Origin of the sequence: Aeromonas sp. HMWF016, from assembly GCF_963878195.1 — a bacterium.
Classification (GTDB): Bacteria; Pseudomonadota; Gammaproteobacteria; order Enterobacterales; family Aeromonadaceae; genus Aeromonas; species Aeromonas lacus.
Map to the genome: position 1 here is coordinate 1 of NZ_CAWNWX010000022.1, position 22,490 is coordinate 22,490.

20 protein-coding genes and 4 pseudogenes are annotated in these 22,490 nt (G+C 50.6%); 13 read left to right on the forward strand and 11 right to left on the reverse strand.

Annotation, left to right across the window (positions count from 1 at the left end):
• Nucleotides 1-410 precede the first annotated feature (410 nt).
• Nucleotides 411-947 (forward strand): hypothetical protein, encoded by a 537-nt coding sequence (locus AACS24_RS02450; RefSeq protein WP_146181449.1) that lies wholly within the window; start codon nucleotides 411-413, stop codon nucleotides 945-947.
• A 103-nt stretch (nucleotides 948-1,050) separates the two neighbouring features.
• Here the strand turns inward: AACS24_RS02450 and AACS24_RS02455 are convergent, their stop codons facing one another.
• From AACS24_RS02455 to AACS24_RS02475, 5 genes and pseudogenes are all read right to left on the reverse strand, one after another.
• The gene (locus tag AACS24_RS02455; RefSeq protein WP_108572259.1) at nucleotides 1,051-1,482 is read right to left on the reverse strand and encodes an HTH domain-containing protein; all 432 of its coding nucleotides are present in this window, start codon (nucleotides 1,480-1,482) and stop codon (nucleotides 1,051-1,053) included.
• A complete protein-coding gene (locus tag AACS24_RS02460; RefSeq protein ID WP_146181450.1) occupies nucleotides 1,479-3,377 on the reverse strand; it encodes a hypothetical protein in 1,899 nt (632 codons plus the stop codon). The genes AACS24_RS02455 and AACS24_RS02460 overlap by 4 nt, the downstream gene beginning before the upstream one ends.
• 7 nt (nucleotides 3,378-3,384) lie before the next feature.
• A complete protein-coding gene (locus tag AACS24_RS02465) occupies nucleotides 3,385-5,244 on the reverse strand; it encodes a hypothetical protein (protein ID WP_108572261.1) in 1,860 nt (619 codons plus the stop codon).
• A 393-nt stretch (nucleotides 5,245-5,637) separates the two neighbouring features.
• Nucleotides 5,638-5,916, reverse strand: a pseudogene (locus AACS24_RS02470) (transposase); the annotation flags it as partial.
• Between the two features lie 35 nt (nucleotides 5,917-5,951).
• Nucleotides 5,952-7,120 (reverse strand): IS3 family transposase gene (locus AACS24_RS02475; RefSeq protein WP_108572262.1). Its coding sequence is split into 2 segments (ribosomal slippage): nucleotides 5,952-6,865 and nucleotides 6,865-7,120, totalling 1,170 coding nucleotides; the frame shifts between segments, so codons are not numbered across the junction.
• Between the two features lie 297 nt (nucleotides 7,121-7,417).
• Between AACS24_RS02475 and AACS24_RS02480 the strand changes: the two genes are divergently transcribed.
• The 5 genes and pseudogenes from AACS24_RS02480 to AACS24_RS02500 all read left to right on the forward strand — a co-directional run bounded on the left by AACS24_RS02480 (nucleotide 7,418) and on the right by AACS24_RS02500 (nucleotide 11,671).
• A complete protein-coding gene (locus AACS24_RS02480; RefSeq protein WP_108572263.1) occupies nucleotides 7,418-8,335 on the forward strand; it encodes an IS5 family transposase in 918 nt (305 codons plus the stop codon).
• Between the two features lie 636 nt (nucleotides 8,336-8,971).
• Nucleotides 8,972-9,444: pseudogene (locus tag AACS24_RS02485) on the forward strand (AMP-binding enzyme); the annotation flags it as partial.
• A gap of 399 nt (nucleotides 9,445-9,843) precedes the next feature.
• Nucleotides 9,844-10,773, forward strand: a complete 930-nt coding sequence (locus tag AACS24_RS02490) for a hypothetical protein (protein ID WP_146181451.1) — start codon at nucleotides 9,844-9,846, stop codon at nucleotides 10,771-10,773.
• Nucleotides 10,763-11,104 carry a hypothetical protein gene (locus AACS24_RS02495; protein WP_146181452.1) on the forward strand — a complete coding sequence of 114 codons (342 nt, stop codon included), beginning with the start codon at nucleotides 10,763-10,765 and terminating at the stop codon, nucleotides 11,102-11,104. The genes AACS24_RS02490 and AACS24_RS02495 overlap by 11 nt, the downstream gene beginning before the upstream one ends.
• A gap of 18 nt (nucleotides 11,105-11,122) precedes the next feature.
• Nucleotides 11,123-11,671 (forward strand): hypothetical protein, encoded by a 549-nt coding sequence (locus tag AACS24_RS02500; RefSeq protein WP_108572264.1) that lies wholly within the window; start codon nucleotides 11,123-11,125, stop codon nucleotides 11,669-11,671.
• Nucleotides 11,672-11,835: 164 nt separating this feature from the next.
• Here the strand turns inward: AACS24_RS02500 and AACS24_RS02505 are convergent.
• From AACS24_RS02505 to coaBC, 4 genes and pseudogenes are all read right to left on the reverse strand, one after another.
• Nucleotides 11,836-12,628: pseudogene (locus AACS24_RS02505) on the reverse strand (IS5 family transposase).
• A gap of 77 nt (nucleotides 12,629-12,705) precedes the next feature.
• On the reverse strand, nucleotides 12,706-13,935 hold the full coding sequence (locus tag AACS24_RS02510) for a tyrosine-type recombinase/integrase (protein WP_108572265.1): 1,230 nt from the start codon (nucleotides 13,933-13,935) through the stop codon (nucleotides 12,706-12,708).
• Between the two features lie 129 nt (nucleotides 13,936-14,064).
• Nucleotides 14,065-14,322 (reverse strand): annotated as a pseudogene (dut, locus tag AACS24_RS02515) (dUTP diphosphatase); the annotation flags it as partial.
• Nucleotides 14,323-14,403: 81 nt separating this feature from the next.
• Nucleotides 14,404-15,606: a bifunctional phosphopantothenoylcysteine decarboxylase/phosphopantothenate--cysteine ligase CoaBC gene (gene coaBC, locus AACS24_RS02520; RefSeq protein WP_108572266.1), complete on the reverse strand. Its 1,203-nt coding sequence runs from the start codon at nucleotides 15,604-15,606 to the stop codon at nucleotides 14,404-14,406.
• 148 nt (nucleotides 15,607-15,754) lie between these two features.
• On the opposite strand from coaBC, the gene radC reads away from it, so the two are divergent.
• From radC to AACS24_RS02550, 6 genes are all read left to right on the forward strand, one after another.
• Nucleotides 15,755-16,429, forward strand: coding sequence for a RadC family protein (gene radC / locus AACS24_RS02525; protein ID WP_108572267.1), 675 nt, complete (start codon nucleotides 15,755-15,757; stop codon nucleotides 16,427-16,429).
• A gap of 136 nt (nucleotides 16,430-16,565) precedes the next feature.
• Nucleotides 16,566-16,802 carry a 50S ribosomal protein L28 gene (rpmB, locus tag AACS24_RS02530; RefSeq protein WP_005307492.1) on the forward strand — a complete coding sequence of 79 codons (237 nt, stop codon included), beginning with the start codon at nucleotides 16,566-16,568 and terminating at the stop codon, nucleotides 16,800-16,802.
• A gap of 11 nt (nucleotides 16,803-16,813) precedes the next feature.
• Complete coding sequence (gene rpmG, locus AACS24_RS02535; RefSeq protein WP_005307500.1) at nucleotides 16,814-16,981, forward strand: 50S ribosomal protein L33; 168 nt, start codon at nucleotides 16,814-16,816, stop codon at nucleotides 16,979-16,981.
• Nucleotides 16,982-17,074: 93 nt separating this feature from the next.
• On the forward strand, nucleotides 17,075-17,530 hold the full coding sequence (locus AACS24_RS02540; RefSeq protein ID WP_108572268.1) for a hypothetical protein: 456 nt from the start codon (nucleotides 17,075-17,077) through the stop codon (nucleotides 17,528-17,530).
• A gap of 34 nt (nucleotides 17,531-17,564) precedes the next feature.
• Complete coding sequence (gene mutM / locus AACS24_RS02545) at nucleotides 17,565-18,377, forward strand: bifunctional DNA-formamidopyrimidine glycosylase/DNA-(apurinic or apyrimidinic site) lyase (protein ID WP_108572269.1); 813 nt, start codon at nucleotides 17,565-17,567, stop codon at nucleotides 18,375-18,377.
• Between the two features lie 176 nt (nucleotides 18,378-18,553).
• Complete coding sequence (locus AACS24_RS02550; protein WP_108572270.1) at nucleotides 18,554-19,426, forward strand: VirK/YbjX family protein; 873 nt, start codon at nucleotides 18,554-18,556, stop codon at nucleotides 19,424-19,426.
• A gap of 73 nt (nucleotides 19,427-19,499) precedes the next feature.
• On the opposite strand, the gene coaD is transcribed toward AACS24_RS02550, so the two are convergent.
• Nucleotides 19,500-19,985, reverse strand: coding sequence for a pantetheine-phosphate adenylyltransferase (coaD, locus tag AACS24_RS02555; protein ID WP_064335091.1), 486 nt, complete (start codon nucleotides 19,983-19,985; stop codon nucleotides 19,500-19,502).
• A gap of 134 nt (nucleotides 19,986-20,119) precedes the next feature.
• Between coaD and AACS24_RS02560 the strand changes: the two genes are divergently transcribed.
• The gene (locus tag AACS24_RS02560; RefSeq protein WP_108572271.1) at nucleotides 20,120-21,157 is read left to right on the forward strand and encodes a glycosyltransferase family 9 protein; all 1,038 of its coding nucleotides are present in this window, start codon (nucleotides 20,120-20,122) and stop codon (nucleotides 21,155-21,157) included.
• 337 nt (nucleotides 21,158-21,494) lie between these two features.
• On the opposite strand, the gene AACS24_RS02565 is transcribed toward AACS24_RS02560, so the two are convergent.
• On the reverse strand, nucleotides 21,495-22,271 hold the full coding sequence (locus AACS24_RS02565; RefSeq protein WP_108572287.1) for a glycosyltransferase family 2 protein: 777 nt from the start codon (nucleotides 22,269-22,271) through the stop codon (nucleotides 21,495-21,497).
• Between the last annotated feature and the right edge of the window lie 219 nt (nucleotides 22,272-22,490).

Consider the following 22,490-nt stretch of genomic DNA (forward strand, 5'->3'; position numbering starts at 1 on the left):
TGTGAGCATATTCGATATGAATAGAAATAATAATGTTATTATGTACATAAAAAAGCACTAATTTAATCGCAAAGCTGAATTCTCAGCCACATGAAAACTTTTTATTTTGATGAGATATAAAAAAGCCTACTCCTAGATAGGAGTAGGCAAGCTAGGAACACACATACTAAGGATACACAAAGTGCATGGTAAACAGAGAGGTAAACAGAGAGCGTAATAGTCTTCACGCTGTTACCATTTTTAGAATATCGCCTGCATGAGAAAATGAGAAGAGAAAATATTTGAAATATCCTGAAATTTATGCAAGGCTCATAATTCAGAAATTTTCACAAGATAGTGTTTTTCTTTTTTTATTCTATGCTCGACTGTTATTACCACAATATTTATACAGTGAGTATTAGGAGTCGGCTTTGCACTCAAAATATTTTTTTGTTGATGTAGATGCTATTGTAACTTGCCTATCAAACAGATTTGTACACATGAGGGCCTTAGCAAAATATAAGTTTATTCACAAACTAAAGATAGAAGATGTTTCTCATGAGAAGAAAGTTATCTCGGATTTTCAAGATGGCCTCTATCAATATGGAATTTCTAAACCGAACGCATCTAAGTTATCGTCAATGTTAATTCGTTATAGCAAGTCAATTCAACATAGCTACTTTGCGTTGTGGTATTCTAACTCATCAATTTTATTAATGGAAAGTGATGACATACCATGTATCTCAGAAATAAGAGCATCAATAAAGAAAAATGATAACATCTTATTTAAGATGCTCGGTGAAGCAAAAGCGAAGAGTTTAATACCTATACATGAATGGGATGAAATCATCATACCTTGTCATATATTTATTGATATCCAAATGATGGACGAGTTAGTCGAAACTTTAAAAAAAACAATCGACTCAGATAGGGACTCTAGACATATAAAAAAACATCTACTGAATTAGTTCAATCAGTATGTACAGCTCTAGTTATCAGCTGGTGCCGGTTTGAGACCGGTACCAGCTGATAACTAGAGCTGTACAGTTAAATCATTATAGGAAAATATTTTTAAGGCATTAGCTTGGTCACGTTATCACTTATAATTTTCTGTAGTCGATTATTTTCTGCCTGCAATCGTTCATTATCCATCCATAATAGCTGGATTTGGTTAGCTCTAAGATTATTAATTTTTTTTATTTCTTGCTTGCATTCATTAAGCTCCGCACGAAGCTTTTTCACCTCTGATTCTCGTTGCTGATATGCCTCAAGTAACGTTATAGGAGCATTGTCAGTGCGTTGGAGTCCATTTTTTTTCAATGCCTCAAACGCATCATTTAGGTCTTGAAATTCATCAAGATATCGATAAATGGTTGCCCTGCTAACCCCAGCTTCTCGAGCTAAATTAACACTCGTTATTTTGCCATTTGTTTTGGTGGATGCCCCTCTGGCTAATACATCCAGTGCATCAATGATAGCCTGATGATTTTTATCTGCCATCATTCCGCCTCATTTAATTCTTGAACGACACTCTCTAAACTGAGAATTTCAACCTGGAGTTGGTGTTTCTGAAATACAGAGGTCTTTGGGTGCCTGTAAAACTCATAGGCTTGATTTAATTGAGCCTCCCATAAGGGTTTGTGGCGCTTTGAAATGCAAGCATTATTACAGTTACCTGGTTGGCAGAAATTTATTATGGGTTTCTCTATAGATGGTTTTTTTGATGTGCAAATAGCCTTGGTCGGGTCGAAGAAACAAAAGTTGAATTTACCTACAAATAAAGCCCTGTTTGTGTTTGCCAACCATTTGGCTATTTGTGAGGGGGGATAATCCTCAGCCCGACCACGAAATTCTGCATGGAACTGCAATTTAAGATGAGTACCAAATTCACCAGCCACCATCCCCTGTGATAGATCCATTGCTAATTCACCCAAAATATCTATACTCGCAAGAACTTTTTCCTGTTTCAGCAGTTTATTCCACTCAGGTTCTTCACCAGCATATCCCTGGAATATAGCAACCTCAACGTGCTTGTATTGCAGCATGCCAGCAATGATCCCGAATGGTTGTCTGGCTATGAATCTGGCTAATGTTCTGCGAAATTGCCTAGCATTGAACGACCATGGCTCAGACACACCAAATTCATTGGGCCACTCAGGTATTGGTGCGCGGTCTAGATTTACATTGCAATGATCTCTGAAAGAGTTAAGTTGGTAAACAATTGATGTCATCGTGAACTCAGTAAAGGTTCTTCCTGTGAAATTTTTATTTACACTAAAACTGTTGTTTGAGCCATCAGTGAGCATGAGGCGCTGATCGTTTGCAGCATCTCTTATTTTTCTTGTTAATGCTTCTATTATTTTAATGGCGTTGACGACCTCCTCGATGACAACCCATGTATCTTTTCTGCCATTACCTGTATGTTTATGTAAAATAGTATTGATATAGTAGATAGATTGACCATCTACACTAAAATCTTTTATGTAGCATCCTGCGGTCAAAGATAGCAATTCTGTGGTGCGAATACCCGAGTAGGCTAGAATAGTGAGAGTGCATGCTGTGCGCAATTGCTGAAGTTCAACATATAGATCACCGTATGTCTGTATTGGCTTTTTCAGCCAGCCAGAATTAACATCTTTCATTAATTTTTTTGCGACTATAGTGAACCGCTTGGTTTTCATGCTCTCGCTCAAATGCAAGTGTGCAATCTCACTATGCCATAAAATGTGCAACTGCTCCCAAGTGTCCAGGATAACATGGCTGTATTCCAACACGTAATCTAATGCTGCACTCATGATGGCGGTGTAGATAGGCTCAGGAATCGGCGGTGTCCGATTCTCAGTATCGACCCGATCTTTTTTCTGGGTGAACATTTTATTGAATGGTCTATCGAACGGCATGTTGGTGAGCGGCATAGTAATCCGGCTGCTGTACTCCCATAGACGATATATGATGCGAAATATATTATATATTCTAGCGTCCGTCTTACACTCAACATACATGGTATAATCCAGGTATCGTTCGAGCAGGTTGTTATCAACCTCGTAAAAGCCTTGTCGGCCCTGACTTGCACAGTATTTAGAGAAGCTTTTTAGAATGTATAGCTCATTATGTAGAGTTAACCATTCACTTTCTCGGTCATGAGTTGCGACTGCGTTGTATAGTCTGGCATATGCATATTCAGCCATTGCTAACGAGAATCCATATGGATAGCCAGGAACGTCTCGAAAATCCCAGGTCTTATCGGACTCTGATATACCAGGGGTACTCACGAGCGAGGACATCTTCCATAGTGCATTGCTAAATACTGATTGGGTAGAAACTGCCGTGTCAGGAGAGACAAACTTACTGGTTGTTAGTCCTGCTTCAAGCAGAGAGGCGGTAGGGTTCAGTTTCATTGCAATATTACGTCCTGATATCCAGTGGGATGTAAAAAATTTGCTCCTGAGCTAGACGCTCAGCTTCCTCAATAGCATCGGATGAAAATCGTGGCAGAACATCATGGGTTATTACATGCCAGAGGAACGAAAATTTCCCATTCCAGTCATCTGCGGATAATTCGGTACGGGCCTGTATAATCAGGTCGCGAAGTGCTATTACGCGAGGCAGCACATGGCGTGTAATGATGGCATTGGAGCACGTGAAACAGCCCCATGGTTTATCACATGGCATATTCGGTTGACCACCAGGCCGATTGTAAAAATCCAAGCAGGATGCAAATAATACATCCTGTTCACCTCTGGTAATTTTCCCAGCGGTAGTTATATCCGTATCTAAAACTACCGCGATTTTTTCAGGATTGTCATCTGGCACGATCTGAGGACGAGCCAGATGTCTTACTTCATTAAGCGCATCTCTGATAGCCTGCTCATGGATATGCTTGGTTGAATCATTCGCAATATAATCGACGGTCGTAGTAGCTAGCGTATGTGCTGCATCCCTAGTGACTTTGCTCAGTTGTCCATATCTTTTATAGCGGTTGGTGAGATATGTTACACGCCAGCGTCTCATCGATACACGTAGCGGCTGATCATGTTCATCTGCGAGTTTATGTTGGTCACACCAACCACCAACGCAGTTCATCTGAGCCTTGATATAGCCAGGATCCAGTTTTTTAACTGGTTCTCGTCCCTGTCCCTCTACAGTTAGTCCTAGGAATAGATATTTTTGATCCGCCAAGGGGGCATATTTGACTAGTGGTTCTGTGACTTGTAAGAGCACCTGTATTAGCGCCACAGGAGAGAATTGCCCTTCATTATCAATTATTTTCTTATATCTACGTGCAGCACCACGATTTTTCTCATACCAGAGGACAAAGCGCCCATCGTATTCCTGTAAACAGTCTCGAGTCAGATTCAGAATTGATGTTTCATTGCGGCCGGTTTTTTTTGCTAGCAGATTTATAAATGGTATTAGATCGGTTGTGAGGGGGTATAGCAGAGAGTATGTGTCTTTTTTTCTATATGGAACATCATAACATCCCATCATAACATTATTAAATGTGCTGTGGCCGCCAGCAAGTAGCGCTGATCTTTTTAGGTACTCCCCATTCATGACATTGACGATGTACCACAAAATATTGGGCAGTTGCAGCCATGGTCGCTCACTGGGGTCGAGACGCAACATTCGACCAGTCTGCGGGTCGCGTCTATTATTATGCCCTCGTGGATCAGTACCAGTAGTGAGTAGTTGTCTCCCAGTATCGAGCCGAGCCAGCAGTGCTCGTATATCGCTGCGGCAGGCGTGTTCCAGATCGAGGGCCTCACCAGCTGTATATGGCTGTATCCGGTCACTATCGGATTTATAAGCGAAATTTCGAGGGGGGGAGAAATCTGAACGTGCGAGGTCAATAGCCTGTGCCGCCGCGAGTAGCCTGATTAGGTTACCGAAATGCCGACGTGAATGGCTGGATTTAAAACCACTCGAGGTTAATTTGATGTGTGCTCGGTATTCCAATAAAAATTCATACGTGATTTCCATCATTCGGAATTGCTCAGGTAGTTTTTTTTGATCTACGTATTCCAAAAACTCCTTAATGGTTTGGACATAGGTCCAGATTGTGAGGTCACTTGCTATCCGGCTGGGAGAGGTGTGTTCATAGAGTGCAGCAATAAAATCCCGTGCTAATACCTGGTGTGAGGAAATGTTAGTGAGATCTAGATGTGCCCGGTCGCCCAATTCGTTACGTTTATCGAATACTAGGCTGCCTAGGCTGCGGATATTGTTGTTTGTTTGGGGGATTTTTTCGAACTCTACCCTGGACATAACGTCTGCTTGCACCAAGTCAGCCTAAACTGGAATGTAGACTAGCCAAGAAAGTTTTTGCTTTCAATTGGTGTAAGTTATTGATTATTTTACACTTTAATAATTGTCGGAGTCTAAGGGGATTTGATTTTTTCTATCTAAATCAATCATTTGTTGAGGTCTATATTCATAAAGCGAGACATATATAACACTTTATTTTGGTGATTTTTTGGAATTATATACTTAGCATGGCTTAATTAATCTTTGTTTATTCTGCACTATTAATGGGGGTAATTCACTCGCAAATTCTAGGTTAGCACCTCCAGACCGCCACGATCTTGGATACAACACTGTCGAACGGCTTTGTTGCCCAAATCAGCCTGCAACTCATGACTCCCCAGCCCTGGGTGACCGCTACACTAGGGGCTTTCTGACAGGCATGCCCAGAGAATTCAGCTTGTTTATGGCGCTAACATACGCCATGACTTCTCTCACTTGGCCGTTGTAGTTACGCAGACTGATTTTCCCTGCCAGCAACTGCTTGAACCGATACATTGCCGTCTCTGCCAGCGAGCGACGGTGATACCCCGATATCTTCTTCCAATGCGCCAGCCCTTCCTTACGCATCACCAGCACGGCCTCATTTCTTGGGCACCCCTTTTTCCAGAGTCCAGCGTTCTTGTGAGGCGGGATACTGAGGTGTCCTGACAAGATCGGACAGTCCCGGATCAAGCAGCCTGAGCAGTTCTCCAATACCTCTTGTTAAACTCCGCCGGGCTGACATTGCCAAGTCGTGAATGCCGACGCTGGCGGTTGTAAAAAATCTCTATGTATTCCTGAATCGCTGCCTTGGCCTCCGCTCTCGTCTTGAATCTATGGTGGTGAACCAGTTCATTTTTAAGAGACCCCCAGAAGCTTTCTATCGGGGCATTGTCGAAGCAGTTCCCCTTGCGTGACATGGAGGCCTGCATGCCAAATTGTACCTGGAGAGCCCGATAAGCCTTGGCACAGTACTGACTGCCCCGGTCTGTGTGATGAATAAGCCCAACGGGTGGCCTCTTCTGCTGCACAGCCCGAAACAGCGCCTGACTGACCAACCCGGTGGTCATTCGCTCTCCCATCGCATAACCCACTATCTCACAGGTAAACACATCCTTGAGACCAGCCAGATAAAGCCAGCCTTCGTCGGTGGCGATATAGGTGATATCACCGGTCCAGACTTCGTTGGGCTTCGTCGGCGCAAAGACCTGACCAAGGAGATTCTCCGCCACAGGCAGGGAATGAGCAGAATGGGTTGTCGCCTTGAATTTGCACTTTTGTTTGCAAGACAACCCCATTTCACGGCGCAATCGCCCAATCTGGTCCCGTCCGGCGTAAAATCCTTCGGCGGCCAACTCAGCTTGTAAACGCGCTGCGCCATAGGTCTGGCGCGTCTTGCTGTGAGCAGCCCGAATGGCGAGCTTGAGTCGTTCATCTTCTTGTTGGCGCTGTGACGGTGGACGCTGGCGCCAGTGGTAGAAGCCCGCACGAGAGACCTCCAGCACACGACAGATAACGGAAATGGGATAGAGGTCCTGCTGGTTGGCTATCCACGCGTACTTGGCAGTGACTCCTGAGCAAAGTACGCGGCGGCCTTTTTTATGATGTCGCGCTCCATGTTGGCTTGTGCGAGAGCTTTGCGTAGCCGGGCCACTTCAGCCTCCAGTTCGGCGACAGAACGCGCTCCGGGAATGGCCGATGTATCCTTTCCTCCTTTGGCTGCGACCACCCAGTTGCTCAGTGTGCCTTTGGCAATACCCAACCTTCTGGCAGCTTCAGCTTGGCCAAGGCCTTGCTCCAACACCAGTCGAACCGCCTCTGCCCGAAACTCTGGTGAATAGTGTTCTCTCGATTTCATTCAATACCCCCGATTGTCTCATCGTAACAATCGGGACTGTCTGTGAAAATCAGGGTACCTCAAGTGCTTTGATTGCAAGATCTGCATCAGACTTATCAGACATAGACCAACCAACGACCAGCTGGGTATTGAGGTGGTCGCTCGATGTTTGGCCGCCCCAAATTTCAGTATAGAAATGCAATTAAAATCAAGCTCGTTGGTGTTTTATGGGCGTTGTTGCCCAAATCGATGCAGCTTGAATGGAACTAACTGAGGACTTGGTGATCTGATCACCACCATCCTCTTCAAGTATGCATCATGGGCACGTCGCTTCACCCCATCACCAACTGGCCTAAATACAACAAGTCTTTGATTAATCGTGGTTCACTCACCTTCTGGGTTGATACCGAGGCCATGAACAACTGGTTTCACCACGACCATCATGGGCGGCGGGGCCGCAACCAACTCTACACCGACCAGACCATCTGCACCTTTCTGATGCTCAAGGGGATTTTCAACCTCACTCTGCGGGCCACTCAGGGACTACTCGACTCCCTGTTCGAGTTGATGAATGTGCCGTTGTGCGCACCGGACTATAGCTGTGTCAGCAAGCGGGCACGCACGGTGACGGTCGCTTATCGACAGCCCCCAAAGGGACGCATTACCGACTTGGTTATCGACTCAACTGGGCTGAAGGTATTTGGTGAAGGCGAGTGGAAGGTCAGAAAACACGGTGCTGAGAAACGGCGAGTCTGGCGCAAGTTGCATCTGGCGGTAGACCCGGTGAGCCACGATATCGTGGCGGCGGAAGTCTCGCTGGACAATGTCCATGATGCCGAGGTGCTGCCGACTCTGCTCAATCCACTGCGGCGCAAGCTGGGACGTGTTTATGCAGATGGCGCCTATGACAGCAAAGCCAGCCATCAGCTTATCTCGCGCAAAGGGGCAACAGCCTGTATCCCACCTCGCAAGAACGCGGGGTTATGGGAAAAGGGACATCCGAGAAATGAGGCGGTGCTGGTGATGCGCAAGGAAGGGCTGGTTCACTGGAAGAAGATATCGGGTTATCACCAGCGCTCGCTGGCAAAGACGGCGATGTATCGGTTCAAGCAGCTGATGACGGGCAAAATCAGTCTGCGTAACTACAACGGCCAAGTAGGAGAAGTCATGGCGTATGTAAGCGCCATAAATAAACTGAATACCCTTGGCCTACCTGTCAGAAAGCCCCGAGTGTAATGGTCACCTGGGGCTGGGGCAGTTGTGGCTTGATGGTTGATTTGGGAAACAACGCCTGTTTTATGACGTAACAAAACAGGCTTAAATCAGGTTTTTTCAGTTTCCTTCAGTGCTGAAAAAATCGCCCCCTAAATGAGTGGTTTATTTCAGCCTTTTTCACTGGCCTCAAAGCGGCCATCCCAGTCTAAAATTAGACGCATCATGAGGTCGTGTACATAAATAGAAGGTCAGATTTGATGATAAATAATCGAAGACATGCCATGCGACATATGAAGCTAAGATTAAATTCAGGGACGGTTCGTAGACATATGAAGATAAGATTAAATTCAGGGACATACATTTCTATTTCGCACCTGCTTCCAGCAATTGAGATTCTTCGCACTCATGCAGATATGAGTTTGGATGATGCATTAATCACAATAGGCTGTTCCCGTGGTCAGTCTGAATTAATCAAAGAATACTATGCATCTTATATAAATTAAATTGTGGAGGAATTTTATGCGTGAGGTTTACATAATTAATGCGATGAGAACTGCTATAGGAACTTTTCATGGAAGCCTTTCTTCAACCCCAGCTGTAGAGTGAGGAGCCAATGTTATAAATGCTGGGTTCAACAAAAATTGCAGCAGAAACAATTTCACTGGCGACGGTGCTCGTCGCGATGCCGATGGCTACTACTGGATCACCGGACAGGTGGATGATGTACTGAACGTCTCCGGCCATCGCATGGGTACCGCTGAAATCGAATCGGCGCTGGTTGCCCATCCCAAGATCGCCGAAGCGGCAGTGGTAGTAGGGGTACCGCACGATATCAACGGTCGGGGTATTTATGCCTATGTCACCCTGAATTCAGGTGAAAAGCCGAGCCGCGAGCTGAATAAAGATGTGAAGGAGTGGGTGCGTGAGAGAATTGGCGCTATAGCCACGCCGGATGTGATCCACTGGGTAGAGGGGCTGCCAGACCCGTTCCGGCAAGATCATGCGCCGCATGCTGCGAAAGATATCTACAGGTGAGATCTACGATCTTGGGTGATATTTCAACCTTAGCTGACAAAAATGCCATTGAAATACTTACTATCAATATGCACAAGATTACTTTAAGTATATGAACAAATGGTACTTATTACTCCTATAAGCTACATATACTCTTTATTAATGTCAGCATATGATAGAAGCTTTATTAAGGATGTGCTAATTTTTTCTAGCGTGTGTTATATTTACTTGGTTCAGGCTAGATAAAATCACAAAATATAACTCATCCCTTTAAGTTAATGTGGATTCTGTAAGGGTTTGACTATCTTTCGTTTCGAATTATAAATCCTGAAAGTATATTTACAGCTGTTTCTGACAAGTTGATGGCCCTATAGTACTTATCTAAAGTTATTTATGTGGTGCAACGATTATCATCTACAAGACTGCTTTATATTTCATCGTATGCATGCTTTTCTTAAAAATGACATTATCTCCTAAGCTAGGAGCCGATATATGAGTATGAATAAGGATTTTTAATGATGAAAAGAAAATTATTCTTGTGTTTTTATTTATGTTTTTGTTGTTTTTCTGCAATATCTAACGAGTGGAATATAAATCTTCCTAATGGAAGACCCTCAGTTCCTTATCCCATATTAAACAACTACAATGAGGACTTAACTGAGTCAGGTATAGGGCCTAGTTTTACTGTACCTGTCTCCAGGCATCATATAATACCGTATAATCTTATTAGAGACTTTTATAACGAAGTTATTAAAAATAATAGGAGACAAAGAATTATCGGTGGTTTTTTTAAAAACATGGGTATATTGATCGGGGTATATGCAGGTACTCAGGGGGTTCTTTGCAATGATGCAGTTATGAGTTCTCTTGAGCAAGCAGCAGATTTATCGTATATGATTGCAGCAGGTCAAATATCAAACTCTGAACATGCGGTCTCCAGACCAGATGGTTATGATTATATGGTTGAATACTTTGCTTGGTTACCGGGGAATCTATTTATTGGTCCTACACTAAGAGCTGATGATCCTGGGGAGAATTTTGAGGAAGATTCAGTCTATATTATTGGGGCGGAAAGATACCGTATATTAAGGGACTTAAGGAACCAAATGGAAGCATATTTAGAGTTAAGTGGCCTTCCTGAACACGTAACCTTACCCTATCTTAGACGAATTGTCGTGCTATTAGCTGATATGTCACGAACAAGAAGAATTAAGCAAATGTCGCCAACGAATTGGCGTAGACGTTCAGATGGTAAATATGAAATTGTAAAAAACAATAGGGAAAATGTTGCAAATATTAAAAGCAAGCTAACTTATGAAAGTGACAAGTCAAACGATACATTTAATAAAGATGTGGATCCGTTAGCATTGAGATGCTTCACAATAAAGCCACATCACAAAACTGTTGTTACTCAAATCAAAGGTCGCGATAAAGATGAACTTTAATAAAATATGCTGTATGGCAGCATTGCTATTCATTTCCATCAATTCCTATGCTATCGAAGATAAAAATATCTGCAATTCTCCGGAAGAATTTGGAATAATGGATTGGCTTGTCACTGGTGGAGATAAAGGAGATGTTTATATTGTTATGGAGAAAGATTATCCTTTAGAAGCACCACTTGGAAGATTTAAAAGATACGTACCTGAAAAATATGAAAGAGTTAAGGACTTAATAACGCAGGCATATTTATTGAGCTATAGCGTTTGTTTTGATGAAATGCCACAGGACAATGGACAAAAAGCCATAGTAGCTATATATATTAAAGCGAGCTAATGCATATAGAGGTGATGAATGAACGTTGGCACATTATTCTTGTTGGCAATAACAAGTACGATCCCCGTCTCTGAAGGAAATAGTAAGCTAGTATCCGGCGATTATTCTGTTTATAGTGTTAATACTGGTGCGTTAGTTTATTCAGATGACAATAATGTGGGTTCTTATGTATATGGACTTTCTGCATATTATGTAGATAAATACTCATCTTCTAGCAAGGAGTTGGAAAGAGCTGCTTGGGATGTACACGAGTCATCGTACTCATCAAACTTATATTTTTTTAAAAATAAATACACAGGCCTTTGTCTTTCGTTCTTAGGGGTTGGTTACCAAGTAGCGCAAGATGATTGTTCATTTGACAAGGGGGAACAATTGTGGGAAATAAAAGAAAACACACCAGGCGACCGTTCATACATAATTAAGTCATCAACGGCCCCGGATATATGTATGTATTCGTGGCCTGGAGACTCAGACTATTATGTTTACGCTGATAGATGTGACTCTTACAGAAAGATATCTGATTGGGCATTTATTCCTATTATGAAAAGAGGTTATCATAATCCCTAGCCGTCTAGACTGGCATCTTAATATTGTGATATGAAAATGGATTTTTTCAGCATGTCTAACATATGTAGTGACCGGCTATTCGCAGCTGAACAATGCATGTACAGATCTAGCTATCACCGACACCGGCCTCAAACCGGTGTCTTGTTTACGCTACTTTAGAGCCGCTAACAAAACCGTTCAACAAAGCGCAGGCAGATAACGGTACACGCCAGTGTCAACAAGGCGAGATGGGTCGTTCGAAACGAATTCGTAGCTTCCCAAAGCCTGCCAACCAACCATGAGTGCGTTCTACAACCCAGCGATGACATCCCAATCGCTCATTGCTATCGATGCCTCGCCGGGCAATACGAACCTTGATACCCCGTCGCCTCAGATAATCTCGGCAACGGCGAAAATCATACCCCTTGTCTGCGTGTAGCTTGTCAGGCCGACATCGCGGTCGCCCTCTCTTGCCTGCTAACGCCGGAAGTGCATCCAACAAGGGCTCAAACATTATCGAGTCATGGCGATTGGCGCCTGAGACAAGCACTGCGAGTGGTATGCCCTGACGTTCTACCACTAGGTGTCGTTTACTGCCCAGCTTGCCTCTGTCTGTCGGGTTACGTCCTGTTTCCTGGCCCCCCGGGGGCTGGCTACGCTCGCGCCATCGAGGCTAGCTCTACTCCAGTCGATGTGGCCAGCTTGATGTAGTTGGGTCAGCAGCGTCACCTGAAGTCGTTGCCAGATGCCTTGAGCTTGCCAATCGCGTAGACGACGCCAGCACGTCATTCCGCTGCCAAAACCCAGCGACTGGGGCAAGTCCTCCCACGGGATCCCAGTAGTAAGGACAAACAGAATACCGTTGAGAACGGCATAGTCATCGAGGCGTGGACGGCCACCCCGTGGCGAAGGCTGTCGGGGTGGCATAAGTGGCAGCAAGGATTTCCATAGCTGGTTACTGATGATTTTTCGTGTCATGCCTGCTATGTGGGGACTGGCATCGTTCGAACCAACTTGGTTTTGTTAGCGGCTCTTAGTGGGGGATAACCTTCGGGTTAGGAATTTTCGTTTTCCCATTTAGTCCAATTCCCCAAAGATTCATCAACCAGAGCCTCAGAGTCCTCTAGGAAGTCGAGGTAAATGTAGGTAGTCGATATGTGGGAGTGCCCTAACAGTTTCTGTAACTCTCTGAGTGGGTCGCTCAAGATCTGTCGATATGCATCGGACCCGTTCTCTCGGAGCTCCCTGAGATTTTGGGCCATGCGTTTAATCATGGCATCCAGCTGATAGATAGCGTAGCTATGGCGGCAGCCATGGGGGGTTAGTCGTATACCAGCTCTGCTGGATATAGCAGCAAAGAAACTCTCCACGGTGCGGCTAGAGAGAGGGCGCCCTGTTCGTGCTAAAAAGATTTTGCTGGATTGTTTCGGGGACTTTTTGCGCGTGTGGTCAGATTTTGCCCGAGTGAGGATCTCTGCTCTTTCCTCATCACAATAGAATCTGATTGCTCGAACGATCCTTTTTGGAATCCGAACATCGCGGCATTTTTTGCCCTTCCCAACTACTTTAAGCGTCACCGCCTTCAGTCCGGCATAGCATTGGTCATCTGGATCTGGGAGCTGATGAACGTCGAGGTTTAGCGCCTCTGAAATACGTAACCCTGATACTATCAGGGTATCAATTAAAGCCAGATTCCGTTGAGAGTTCTCGCCGTTGGCTATAAGAGGGCGCCAGATGCGTTGGTAGTTAGTGATGCTGATAAAATTTACTGGTTCTGGAGTGTATTTAGCAGATAAATCAGCAGTTTCTACATTTTTCCCGCCGAACTTAGCCTTCGAATGTCGGTATTTGAATGGAGTGCTATCGATGAACCCGTTATCACGGGCGTATTCATACAAGTGTACAATGGCGCTTTTAGCCACATTCCATGAGCGATCTTTTAGGGCAGGTTGATTCTGGTATTCACCACTGGTTCGGATGGTGTAGTAGAGGTCTAAGTCACATTTTGTTGCCTGTTGCCAAGATTTTCCTTGGGCAGTCATAAACCGAATGAAGATGGAGACCTGATTGGCGTATGTCTTCCAGGTCTGAATACTCGCACGTTGAGGACAGAGTAGGTATTTACAAAAACCATCGAGTATCTGGTCTGGCAGGCCATTGTCATCCAAAAAAAAGGGCCGACCATTTGGAATCATATTTGTCTTAAGAAGAGTCTTGAACTTGGCTCTTTCTACTGTGGGCAGCTGATCAAAGACACCCTTATCAAAGTAAAACAGTTCAGCCATCGCTCAGCTCCAGATGATGAGACTATTGAGACATTCTATCCATGCGGCTTATAAATTCATGTGAACCATTGAAAGGACAATATTCTCTACTATGCAACGAATGAGACAGCTTCATTAATGACGTATAACGACCAGGTTGCCCAGCACGATGCCGTGCTTATGGCCGAGACCGGAGCGGGGCAGAATGGTGGCACACAGACCCGGATCCTGGATGTGGATGGCCAGACCGGTCGGTACCAGAGTGGTATCGCCCGGAGCCAGAGTCAGCGGTGCATCCAGCAGAGCGCGCAGGTCCATGCCGGCAGAGCCGGGAGTAGCGTAGGCGGGCAGCGGGTACTCGGTACCGATACGGGCATCCAGAATCTTCAGTTCAATTTGTGTTGTCATGAATCGCTTTTTCAGTTGGATCTTGTGTTGGCGCCCCTCTTGGCAAGGCGGGGCGCCGTGAGTCTTGTTCTTTCGGGACGCTTAGCGCCGATAGTGACACGCAATCAGGGCAACCAGATGACGGGCCAGCGTCAGCTTGTCGGCCAACGGCAGAGGCGCCTGGCCCCCTTGCCAGAACACGGTCAGGGCGTTGTCATCGGCGTTGAAGCCTTGCCCCTCGCGGGATACATCGTTGGCGGCGATCATGTCCAACCGCTTTCGCTGCAATTTATCGAGGGCGTATTGTTCCACATCCACGGTTTCGGCGGCAAATCCGACAGTGAAGGGTTTGTCTGAAAGGGCGCCGACGGCCGCGATGATGTCGGGGTTTTTCACCAGCTTCACCACCATCACGTCGTTGTCACCGCTCTTCTTGATCTTCTGGCTGGCGACCTGCTCGGGGCGATAGTCAGCAACCGCGGCACAACCGATGAAGAGGTCGCATTCGCCCACCCGGCTCATCACCGCCTGATGCATTTGTTCCGCGCTCTCCACATCGACGCGGGTGACCCCTGCCGGCGTGGCCAGCGTTACCGGGCCGCTCACCAGGGTCACCTCGGCGCCCGCTTCACGAGCGGCGCGGGCGATGGCAAAGCCCATCTTGCCGGAGCTGTGGTTGCTGATGTAGCGCACCGGATCGAGCGCCTCGCGGGTTGGGCCGGCGGTCAGCAGTAGCTTGACGCCCGCCAGCAAGGGCTCGGCGGCCAGCTGCTGGCAGCAGCGCTCCACCAGTTCGAGGGGATCCAGCATCCGGCCCGGGCCCACATCGCCACAGGCCTGGCTGCCGGAGTCCGGCCCCCACAGCAGGACACCGCGGCTGGCCAGGGTCTTGAGGTTGGCCTGGGTGGCTGCGTTGAGGTACATCTGCTGGTTCATGGCGGGCGCCAGGGCGACCGGTACCGGGGTGGCCAGACAGAGGGTGGTGAGCAGTTCGTCGGCCATGCCGGCCGCCATACGGGCTATCAGGTTGGCGCTGGCGGGGGCGATCAATACCAGATCGGCCCACTTGGCCAGCTCGATATGACCCATGCCCGCTTCGGCAGCCGGATCCAGCAGGCTGTCCGCCACCGGATGGCCGGAGACCGCCTGCAGGGTCAGCGGCGTGATGAACTCCTTGGCGGAGCGGGTCATCACCACCCGCACCTCGGCACCCTGATCTTTCAGACGGCGTACCAGTTCGGCACTCTTGTAGGCGGCGATCCCGCCGCTGACACCCAACAGGATGCGTTTATCGGCCAATCTCATCTGCTGTTTCTCTATCCGGCTCACTTTGACTGGTCGGCTAAGATACCACAGGCAGGGGATGACGACAGGGGTTGGCATCAAGGGGTTGTGGCGGAGAACACGCAAATATTTGCTATGTTTTTCCTCAACAGGGAGAGAGGAGAGACAAATGAGCATCAAGGAGTGGCCGGAAGATGAACGCCCCAGAGAGAAGCTGCTGCGACAGGGGCCGACGGTGCTCAGCGATGCCGAGCTGCTTGCCATCTTCCTGCGTACCGGCGTCAATGGCCTGAGTGCGGTCGATCTCTCCCGTAACCTGTTGAATCAGTTCGGATCGCTGCGCAATCTGCTGGGCGCGGATCAGCGCGATTTCTGCGAGGCCCACGGCCTTGGCCCGGCCAAATATGCCCAGTTGCAGGCGGTGCTGGAGATGGCCAAGCGCCATCTGGCGCAGCAGTTGCAACGGGGTGATGCCCTCACCTCGCCCCAGCTGACCCGCGACTATCTGCAGGCCCAGCTGCGGGATCGGCCGCGCGAAGTGTTTGCCTTGCTGTTGCTCGACAATCAGCACAGAGTCATTCAATTTGTTGAGCTTTTTTACGGCACAATCGATTCGGCAAGTGTCTGGCCAAGAGAAATCGTGCAGATCGCGCTCAAACATAATGCAGCCGCGGTGATTCTGGCGCATAATCACCCGTCCGGCGTCGCCGAGCCCAGTAGGGCCGACCGCCAGATCACGGATCGGATCACGGCCGCTTTGGCCCTGATCGATATCAGAGTGCTGGATCACTTGGTGATCGGTGATGGCATCACGGTTTCTTTTGCCGAGCTCGGTTGGCTATAACTGTGCTCTGGCACCGTATTAGTTGATCTTTGATCACGGATGCTGTATAAAATGCCGCCTTCTGTTTGCCCCGCAATCGAAGGCCAGCGGGGCAGATATTTGCTCGAGCAATGAAGTAAGATTTGGAGAGACTGACATGTCTAGAGTATGCCAAGTAACCGGCAAGCGCCCGGCAGTTGGTAACAACCGTTCGCACGCTAACAACGCTACCAAGCGTCGTTTCCTGCCGAACCTGCACACTCACCGTTTCTGGGTTGAGAGTGAAAAACGCTTCGTAAGCCTGCGCGTATCCGCAAAAGGCATGCGTATCATCGACAAGCGTGGCGTTGAAGTGGTTCTGGCTGAACTGCGCGCCAGCGGTGTTAAGGTATAAGGAATTAGATCATGGCTAAAGGTATTCGCGAGAAAATTCGCCTGAACTCCAGCGCCGGTACTGGTCACTTCTATACCACTACCAAAAACAAGCGCACCATGCCCGAAAAAATGGAAATCAAAAAGTTTGATCCCGTTGTTCGTCAGCATGTGATCTACAAGGAAGGCAAAATCAAGTAATTACTTGATGCTGCATTCCCAAAAACCCGGCCTTGTGCCGGGTTTTTTTATGCGCTGAATTCAGTACACTGCCGGTTCAAAGGGAGGCTTGCCATGTTCAAACTGAGCCGCAAAGGCTGGAACAACGTGATCATCGTGGTGGTACTGATCGTGATCACCCTGCTGCACCGGCTGGAGCTGGCCCAGCAGGAGAACAGCGCCAAGCGCGCGCGTCCGCTGCTGCCGGAGGATGCGGTGGTGCTTACCTGGCAGGGGCCAAGCTGGCAGATTGAGCGGATCGGCCATGGCTGGCGCAGTGGGCCGGATCTGGGGCTCGACAGCAATCAGCTGGCGGCCCATATCGCACGCTGGCAGGGCTGGCTGCTGCCACCCGGCGAAGTGGTACGCGGCGCCCCCGTCACCCTTCGGGTGTGGATTGCCGGGCAAAATGACCCGCTGGCGATCGCCCTCTATCAGAACAGTGGCCAGTATGGTGCTCAGCTCCCCTCCGGCCTCTGGCTCTCCCTCACTGCCGAGCAGTATCGCGACCTGATGCGTCCTGACCCCTGATTGTCCACCAGTCGACTCTGTTTGCGAGGTATCAATGCCTGAATTGCCAGAAGTAGAAGTCAGCCGGCAGGGGATCTCTCCCTGGCTTACCGGCATCAAGGTCACCCGAGTGGTGGTGCGCGATGGCCGCCTGCGCTGGCCGGTGCCCGGCGAAATTCAGGAGCTGGTGGATCTGGTGATCCATCGGGTGCGCCGCCGCGCCAAGTATCTGCTGCTGGAGACCGATTTCGGCACCGCCATCCTCCATCTTGGGATGTCCGGCAGCCTGCGGGTGCTGGATATCGGCACCCCTGCCGAGAAGCACGACCACGTGGATATCGAGCTGGAGAATGGCAAGCTGCTGCGCCTCAACGATCCGCGCCGCTTTGGCGCCCTGCTCTGGACCCGCGATCCGGCCGAGGCGCATACCCTGCTGGCCAAGCTGGGGCCGGAGCCGCTCACCGATGCCTTCAATGGCGATTACCTGCGTGAGCGCGCCAAGGGGCGCAGCACCGCCATCAAGCAGTTCCTGATGGACAATCAGGTGGTGGTCGGGGTCGGCAACATCTACGCCAACGAGGCGCTCTTTGCGGCGGGTATCCACCCCAAGCGGGCGGCTGGCAATATCAGTGGCGAGCGGCTGGAGAAGCTGGTGGCCGAGATCAAGCGGGTGCTGGCCGAGGCCATCCGTCAGGGCGGTACCACCCTCAAGGATTTCACCAGTGCCGACGGCAAGCCGGGCTATTTCGTGCAGCAGTTGCAGGTTTACGGCCGTGGCGGCCAGCCCTGTTTCCACTGTCACACCCTGCTGAGTGAAGTGAAAATAGGCCAGAGAACCACGGTATTTTGCTCTCATTGCCAGCGTTAAGGGCACTTTTTCGCCGAATTTGCGGAAAGTTGTAACAGCGTATTTCCCGGCTGTTGAAGATTTGCACAGTTGTCTCTAGTATCTCGATCGTTCAGGCGGTTTGAGAAATAAAAATGACTGTTAAATCAATAGACTGGGAAAATTTATCCCGGCTGGAGCGCTATTGCGCAAAATCTATGGCCTGTTACCTCTATCCGGAGGGAAGCGAGCGCCAGACTTTCAATCGCGGCAAGTTCGTGCTGCGCAGCCTGCTTTACCGCGAGCAGCTGACCCGCGTCTTCACCCTGTTTCAGGCCGAACCGCTCAAGGCGTTGCCGGCCCGTTATCCCGAGTTGCTCGACAAGCCGATGCGTCCCTATCGCTTCGCCAGTGCCAGTGCCCGTGAGCGGGCCGAGATGCTGGAAAACCACTATCAGCTGCAGCTGAGTTGCTATCCGCAGCTGGTCGAGCCGCTCTATCTGGCGGGCGGGATCGAGCTGGGGCGCTATCCCCAGAGCGATTGCCGCATCGTACTACGCCATGATGGCACCTTCCGCCGTGAGGCCGAGCTGGCGCTCTCCATCATCGATAGCGAGGGGTTGCGTCTCTACAGCTGTGCCTTCTCGCTGGCTGGCAGCGCCGAGCAGCTGCATCTGGTTATCGGCTCCATGCAGGGGCCGGAGCCCGGAGTGGCCAACGCGCAGGATAAGGTGCGCGAGTTGACCAAGGAGGGGCAGGGCCTGCGGCCCAAATCCCTGTTGGTGCAGCTGGTGCAGCAGCTGGCGCTGGCGATGGGCAGCGGCGAGGTGCTGGCGGTGCGCAAACGGGCTCACGTGTTTCAGGCCAAGCGTTATAGCAGCAAGCAGAAAGCCAACCTGCAGGCCGATTACGACGAGCTGTGGCAGGAGTTCGGCGCGCAGGATGTGGATGCCAACTTTGTCGCCCTGCAGCTGCAGCCGCGCAAGCCGCTGGAGGAGATCGCCTCCAAGAAGCGGGCAATGTACCGGCGCCGTTACGAGTGGCTCGATCAGCTGGAGCTGACGATCCGCGAGCAGTTTGCTCGCCGCTAGGCATGCAGTGCGTTGATGCAACAAGGGCTACCCGCGGGTAGCCCTTGTTCGTTTCTGCCAATCAGGGGAGGGATTAGCGCTGCTGCTGTTTGGCGGCGATGGCCTGTGCCACCACGGGGTCGACAAACTGGCGGATGTCGCCACCGTGCAGCGCCACCTCTTTCACCAGGGTAGAGGAGATAAAGGAGTTCTCCTCGGCCGGGGTGAGGAAGACGCTCTCCAGCTCCGGCATCAGGCGGCGGTTCATGTTGGCCAGCTGGAACTCGTACTCGAAGTCGGAGACGGCGCGCAGACCGCGGATCAGCACATTGGCCTGATGCTCTTTGGCGAAATCGACCAGCAGCCCGGAGAAACCCACCACCTTGACGTTGGGCAGCGTGCTGGTCACTTGCTGGACAAGCTGGACACGTTCCGCCAGATCGAACAGCGGGCGCTTGCTCGGGCTGTTGGCGACGCCGACGATCACCTCGTCAAACAGCTTGGCGGCGCGGCCGATCAGGTCGGCATGGCCATTGGTAACGGGATCAAATGTCCCGGGATAAATTACCCTGGTAGTCATCTTTGCGGTCCTGCAACCTGGAAATTTGGTCGCATTATAAGGTCGTCGCTTGAGAATAGCAGTGCATCAGGCAAGAATACGCCATCGCGCATCAAGCCTCCCTGCATTGGTGACAGGGAGCAAAGGGATTTTTTATGAAACGTATTCTGGTCGTTCGCAATGACAAGATTGGTGACTTCATGCTGGCGTGGCCGAGCTTCGCCATGCTCAAAGGCTCCATGGAGTGTCATGTGACTGCCCTGGTTCCGGCCTATACGGCCCCGCTGGCCCGGCTTTGCCCCTGGATTGACGAGGTGATCATCGATCCGGGCGTGCGAGCCGACAAGGAGCAACAGCGGGCACTGCTAGCCCGGATCAAGGCGGCGGCGTTCGACGCGTCCATCTGCCTCTTCTCCAACTCCCGCAACGCCATGCTGGTGTGGAAGGCACACATCCCTTACCGGCTGGCGCCGGCGACCAAGCTGGCGCAGGTGCTCTACAACCAGCGTCTGGTGCAGCGCCGCTCCCGCTCCCTGAAGCCGGAGTCCGAGTACAATCTGGAGCTGATCCGTCGCTTCCTGACCGATCATCAGGTCGCCGTGGTGGAGCCCAAGACTCCCTTCCTCAGTTTCGATGAGGCGAGCCTGCAGCAGGTGCGCGAGCAGCTGGCGGCCAAGCTCAAGCTCGATGCCAGCCGCCCCTGGCTGATGGTACACGCCGGCAGCGGTGGCTCGGCCAACAACCTCTCCATCGAGCAGTATGCTCGCATCATCATCAAGCTGAACCAGGCCTGCCCCGAGCTGCAGTGCGTGCTGACCGCTGGCCCGGGCGAGGAGAAGATGGCCGAACAGCTGGCGGCCGAGCTGCTGGCCCACGGCGGCAACGGCTGGATCTACCGCTCCAGCGACGGTCTGCCGATGTTCTGTCAGGTGCTGGCCAACGCCGCTTTGTTTATCGCCGGCAGTACCGGCCCGCTCCATATCGCCGGAGCGCTCGACGTGCCGACCATCGGCTTCTTCCCGATGCGCCGCTCCGCCACCCCGCTGCGCTGGAAGCCCCTCAACAGCGAAGGGCGTCACCTTGCCTTCAGCCCGCCGGAGGACAGCGACCACCCGGAGGATATGAGCCAGCTCGATCCCAAGGCCATGGTGCCGGAGATGGCCCGCTGGGCGGCGCCCTTCTGGCGCAAGTAACCTATGCAGCAATGCAGACAGGGCCCCGCGGGGCCCTGTTTTGTATGGTGATGATCGCAGCTGACAGACCAGCAGATCGGACATTGCCCCGGCAGCCCTTTTGCGGCCCTGTCAGCACCCCGCTGGCGCGGATCCTGCCGGTATAAGCTAGAGTTGGGTCATTTAACCAAAATCCATAAATTCAGCTTATAGCGATCGAGTTAACCCCTGTCGCCCTCCGTCATGACCATTGCGCGCCCTGCAAGGGCTCCGTCCGATCTGCCGCCATGCCATTCGCCCCTTGTTCCAGCGGAACAAGGGGCGAATTGACGAACCTGCGGTGGGGTGGGGGACGGCGCTATTCCGGCTGCTGCGGCTGCTGGCGCACCCAGAGGTCGGCGTATTTGACGAAGGTGGAGTGGGCGGAGAGGATCGCCAGCAGCAACCCCTGCTTGCCATCGAGGAAGCCTGCCTTGAGCAGGTACATCTTGATGAAGCAGCCGACGGCGTGGATCAGCCCCTGACTGAGGGAGCCCTTCTTGCCGCGAGCGGTGCGCTGATCGGCCCAGGCGCGGGCATAACCGGCGGATTTGACCAGATAGTGCTCCAGATCCCGATAGGTGAAGTGGTGCAGGTCGCCGTAGAGGTTGACGATCTTCATGTTGGCCCGCACTTCTACCTTCTCGTGCACCAGCGCCTCGTTGTAGCTGGTGAGCGCCTTGGGATAGAGGCGCAGCACCCGATCCGGATACCAGCCGCTGTGGCGGATAAAGCGGCCAAACACCCAGGAGAGGCGCGGCAGCGAGTAGATGGTGTCGCTGGCCGGATTGGCCATCACGTTGGCGATGGCTGTTTTCAGCTCGGGGGTGAGCCGCTCGTCGGCATCCAGCCACAGCACCCAGTCGGACTGTACGTGGGACTGGGCCAGTCGGCGCTGTTTGCCAAAGCCCGGCCACTTGGCGTTGACGAAGAACCGGGCCCCAAATTCGGCGGCGATGGCCGGGGTCTCGTCCTGACTGCCGGAGTCCAGAATGACGATCTCGTCCACCAGTCCGTCGAGGGAGGCGAGGCATTTGCGCAGGTTGTCGGCTTCATTCTTGACGATCAGAACGGCAGCCAGAGTCGGTTTTTTCACGAAATGGGGCTCTCGGTTGTTGCCCGTCTGGCGGGACATGCTCGAATTGGCGCCCATTCTAGCCTAAAAGCGTGGCCGGGGCATGACCCGGGTGGCGGCTGGCCGAGGCGACTACCAAGGATCTTCTGTTATTTATCCGGCCGCTGCTTGTGGCGCGTAATCTCGCCCGGCCGCGGCAAAGCAGAGGCGATTACCAAGGAGCTTCTGTTATTTATCCGG

What these genes read in the sequence shown, in the direction of transcription:
- AACS24_RS02455 (WP_108572259.1), bottom strand. Translation starts at nt 1,482, where the DNA reads ATGATGGCAGATAAAAATCATCAGGCTATCATTGATGCACTGGATGTA.
- AACS24_RS02460 (WP_146181450.1), bottom strand. Translation starts at nt 3,377, where the DNA reads ATGAAACTGAACCCTACCGCCTCTCTGCTTGAAGCAGGACTAACAACC.
- AACS24_RS02465 (WP_108572261.1), bottom strand. Translation starts at nt 5,244, where the DNA reads ATGTCCAGGGTAGAGTTCGAAAAAATCCCCCAAACAAACAACAATATC.
- AACS24_RS02480 (WP_108572263.1), top strand. Translation starts at nt 7,418, where the DNA reads ATGGGCACGTCGCTTCACCCCATCACCAACTGGCCTAAATACAACAAG.
- AACS24_RS02490 (WP_146181451.1), top strand. Translation starts at nt 9,844, where the DNA reads ATGATGAAAAGAAAATTATTCTTGTGTTTTTATTTATGTTTTTGTTGT.
- AACS24_RS02495 (WP_146181452.1), top strand. Translation starts at nt 10,763, where the DNA reads ATGAACTTTAATAAAATATGCTGTATGGCAGCATTGCTATTCATTTCC.
- AACS24_RS02500 (WP_108572264.1), top strand. Translation starts at nt 11,123, where the DNA reads ATGAACGTTGGCACATTATTCTTGTTGGCAATAACAAGTACGATCCCC.
- AACS24_RS02510 (WP_108572265.1), bottom strand. Translation starts at nt 13,935, where the DNA reads ATGGCTGAACTGTTTTACTTTGATAAGGGTGTCTTTGATCAGCTGCCC.
- coaBC (WP_108572266.1), bottom strand. Translation starts at nt 15,606, where the DNA reads ATGAGATTGGCCGATAAACGCATCCTGTTGGGTGTCAGCGGCGGGATC.
- radC (WP_108572267.1), top strand. Translation starts at nt 15,755, where the DNA reads ATGAGCATCAAGGAGTGGCCGGAAGATGAACGCCCCAGAGAGAAGCTG.
- rpmB (WP_005307492.1), top strand. Translation starts at nt 16,566, where the DNA reads ATGTCTAGAGTATGCCAAGTAACCGGCAAGCGCCCGGCAGTTGGTAAC.
- rpmG (WP_005307500.1), top strand. Translation starts at nt 16,814, where the DNA reads ATGGCTAAAGGTATTCGCGAGAAAATTCGCCTGAACTCCAGCGCCGGT.
- AACS24_RS02540 (WP_108572268.1), top strand. Translation starts at nt 17,075, where the DNA reads ATGTTCAAACTGAGCCGCAAAGGCTGGAACAACGTGATCATCGTGGTG.
- mutM (WP_108572269.1), top strand. Translation starts at nt 17,565, where the DNA reads ATGCCTGAATTGCCAGAAGTAGAAGTCAGCCGGCAGGGGATCTCTCCC.
- AACS24_RS02550 (WP_108572270.1), top strand. Translation starts at nt 18,554, where the DNA reads ATGGCCTGTTACCTCTATCCGGAGGGAAGCGAGCGCCAGACTTTCAAT.
- coaD (WP_064335091.1), bottom strand. Translation starts at nt 19,985, where the DNA reads ATGACTACCAGGGTAATTTATCCCGGGACATTTGATCCCGTTACCAAT.
- AACS24_RS02560 (WP_108572271.1), top strand. Translation starts at nt 20,120, where the DNA reads ATGAAACGTATTCTGGTCGTTCGCAATGACAAGATTGGTGACTTCATG.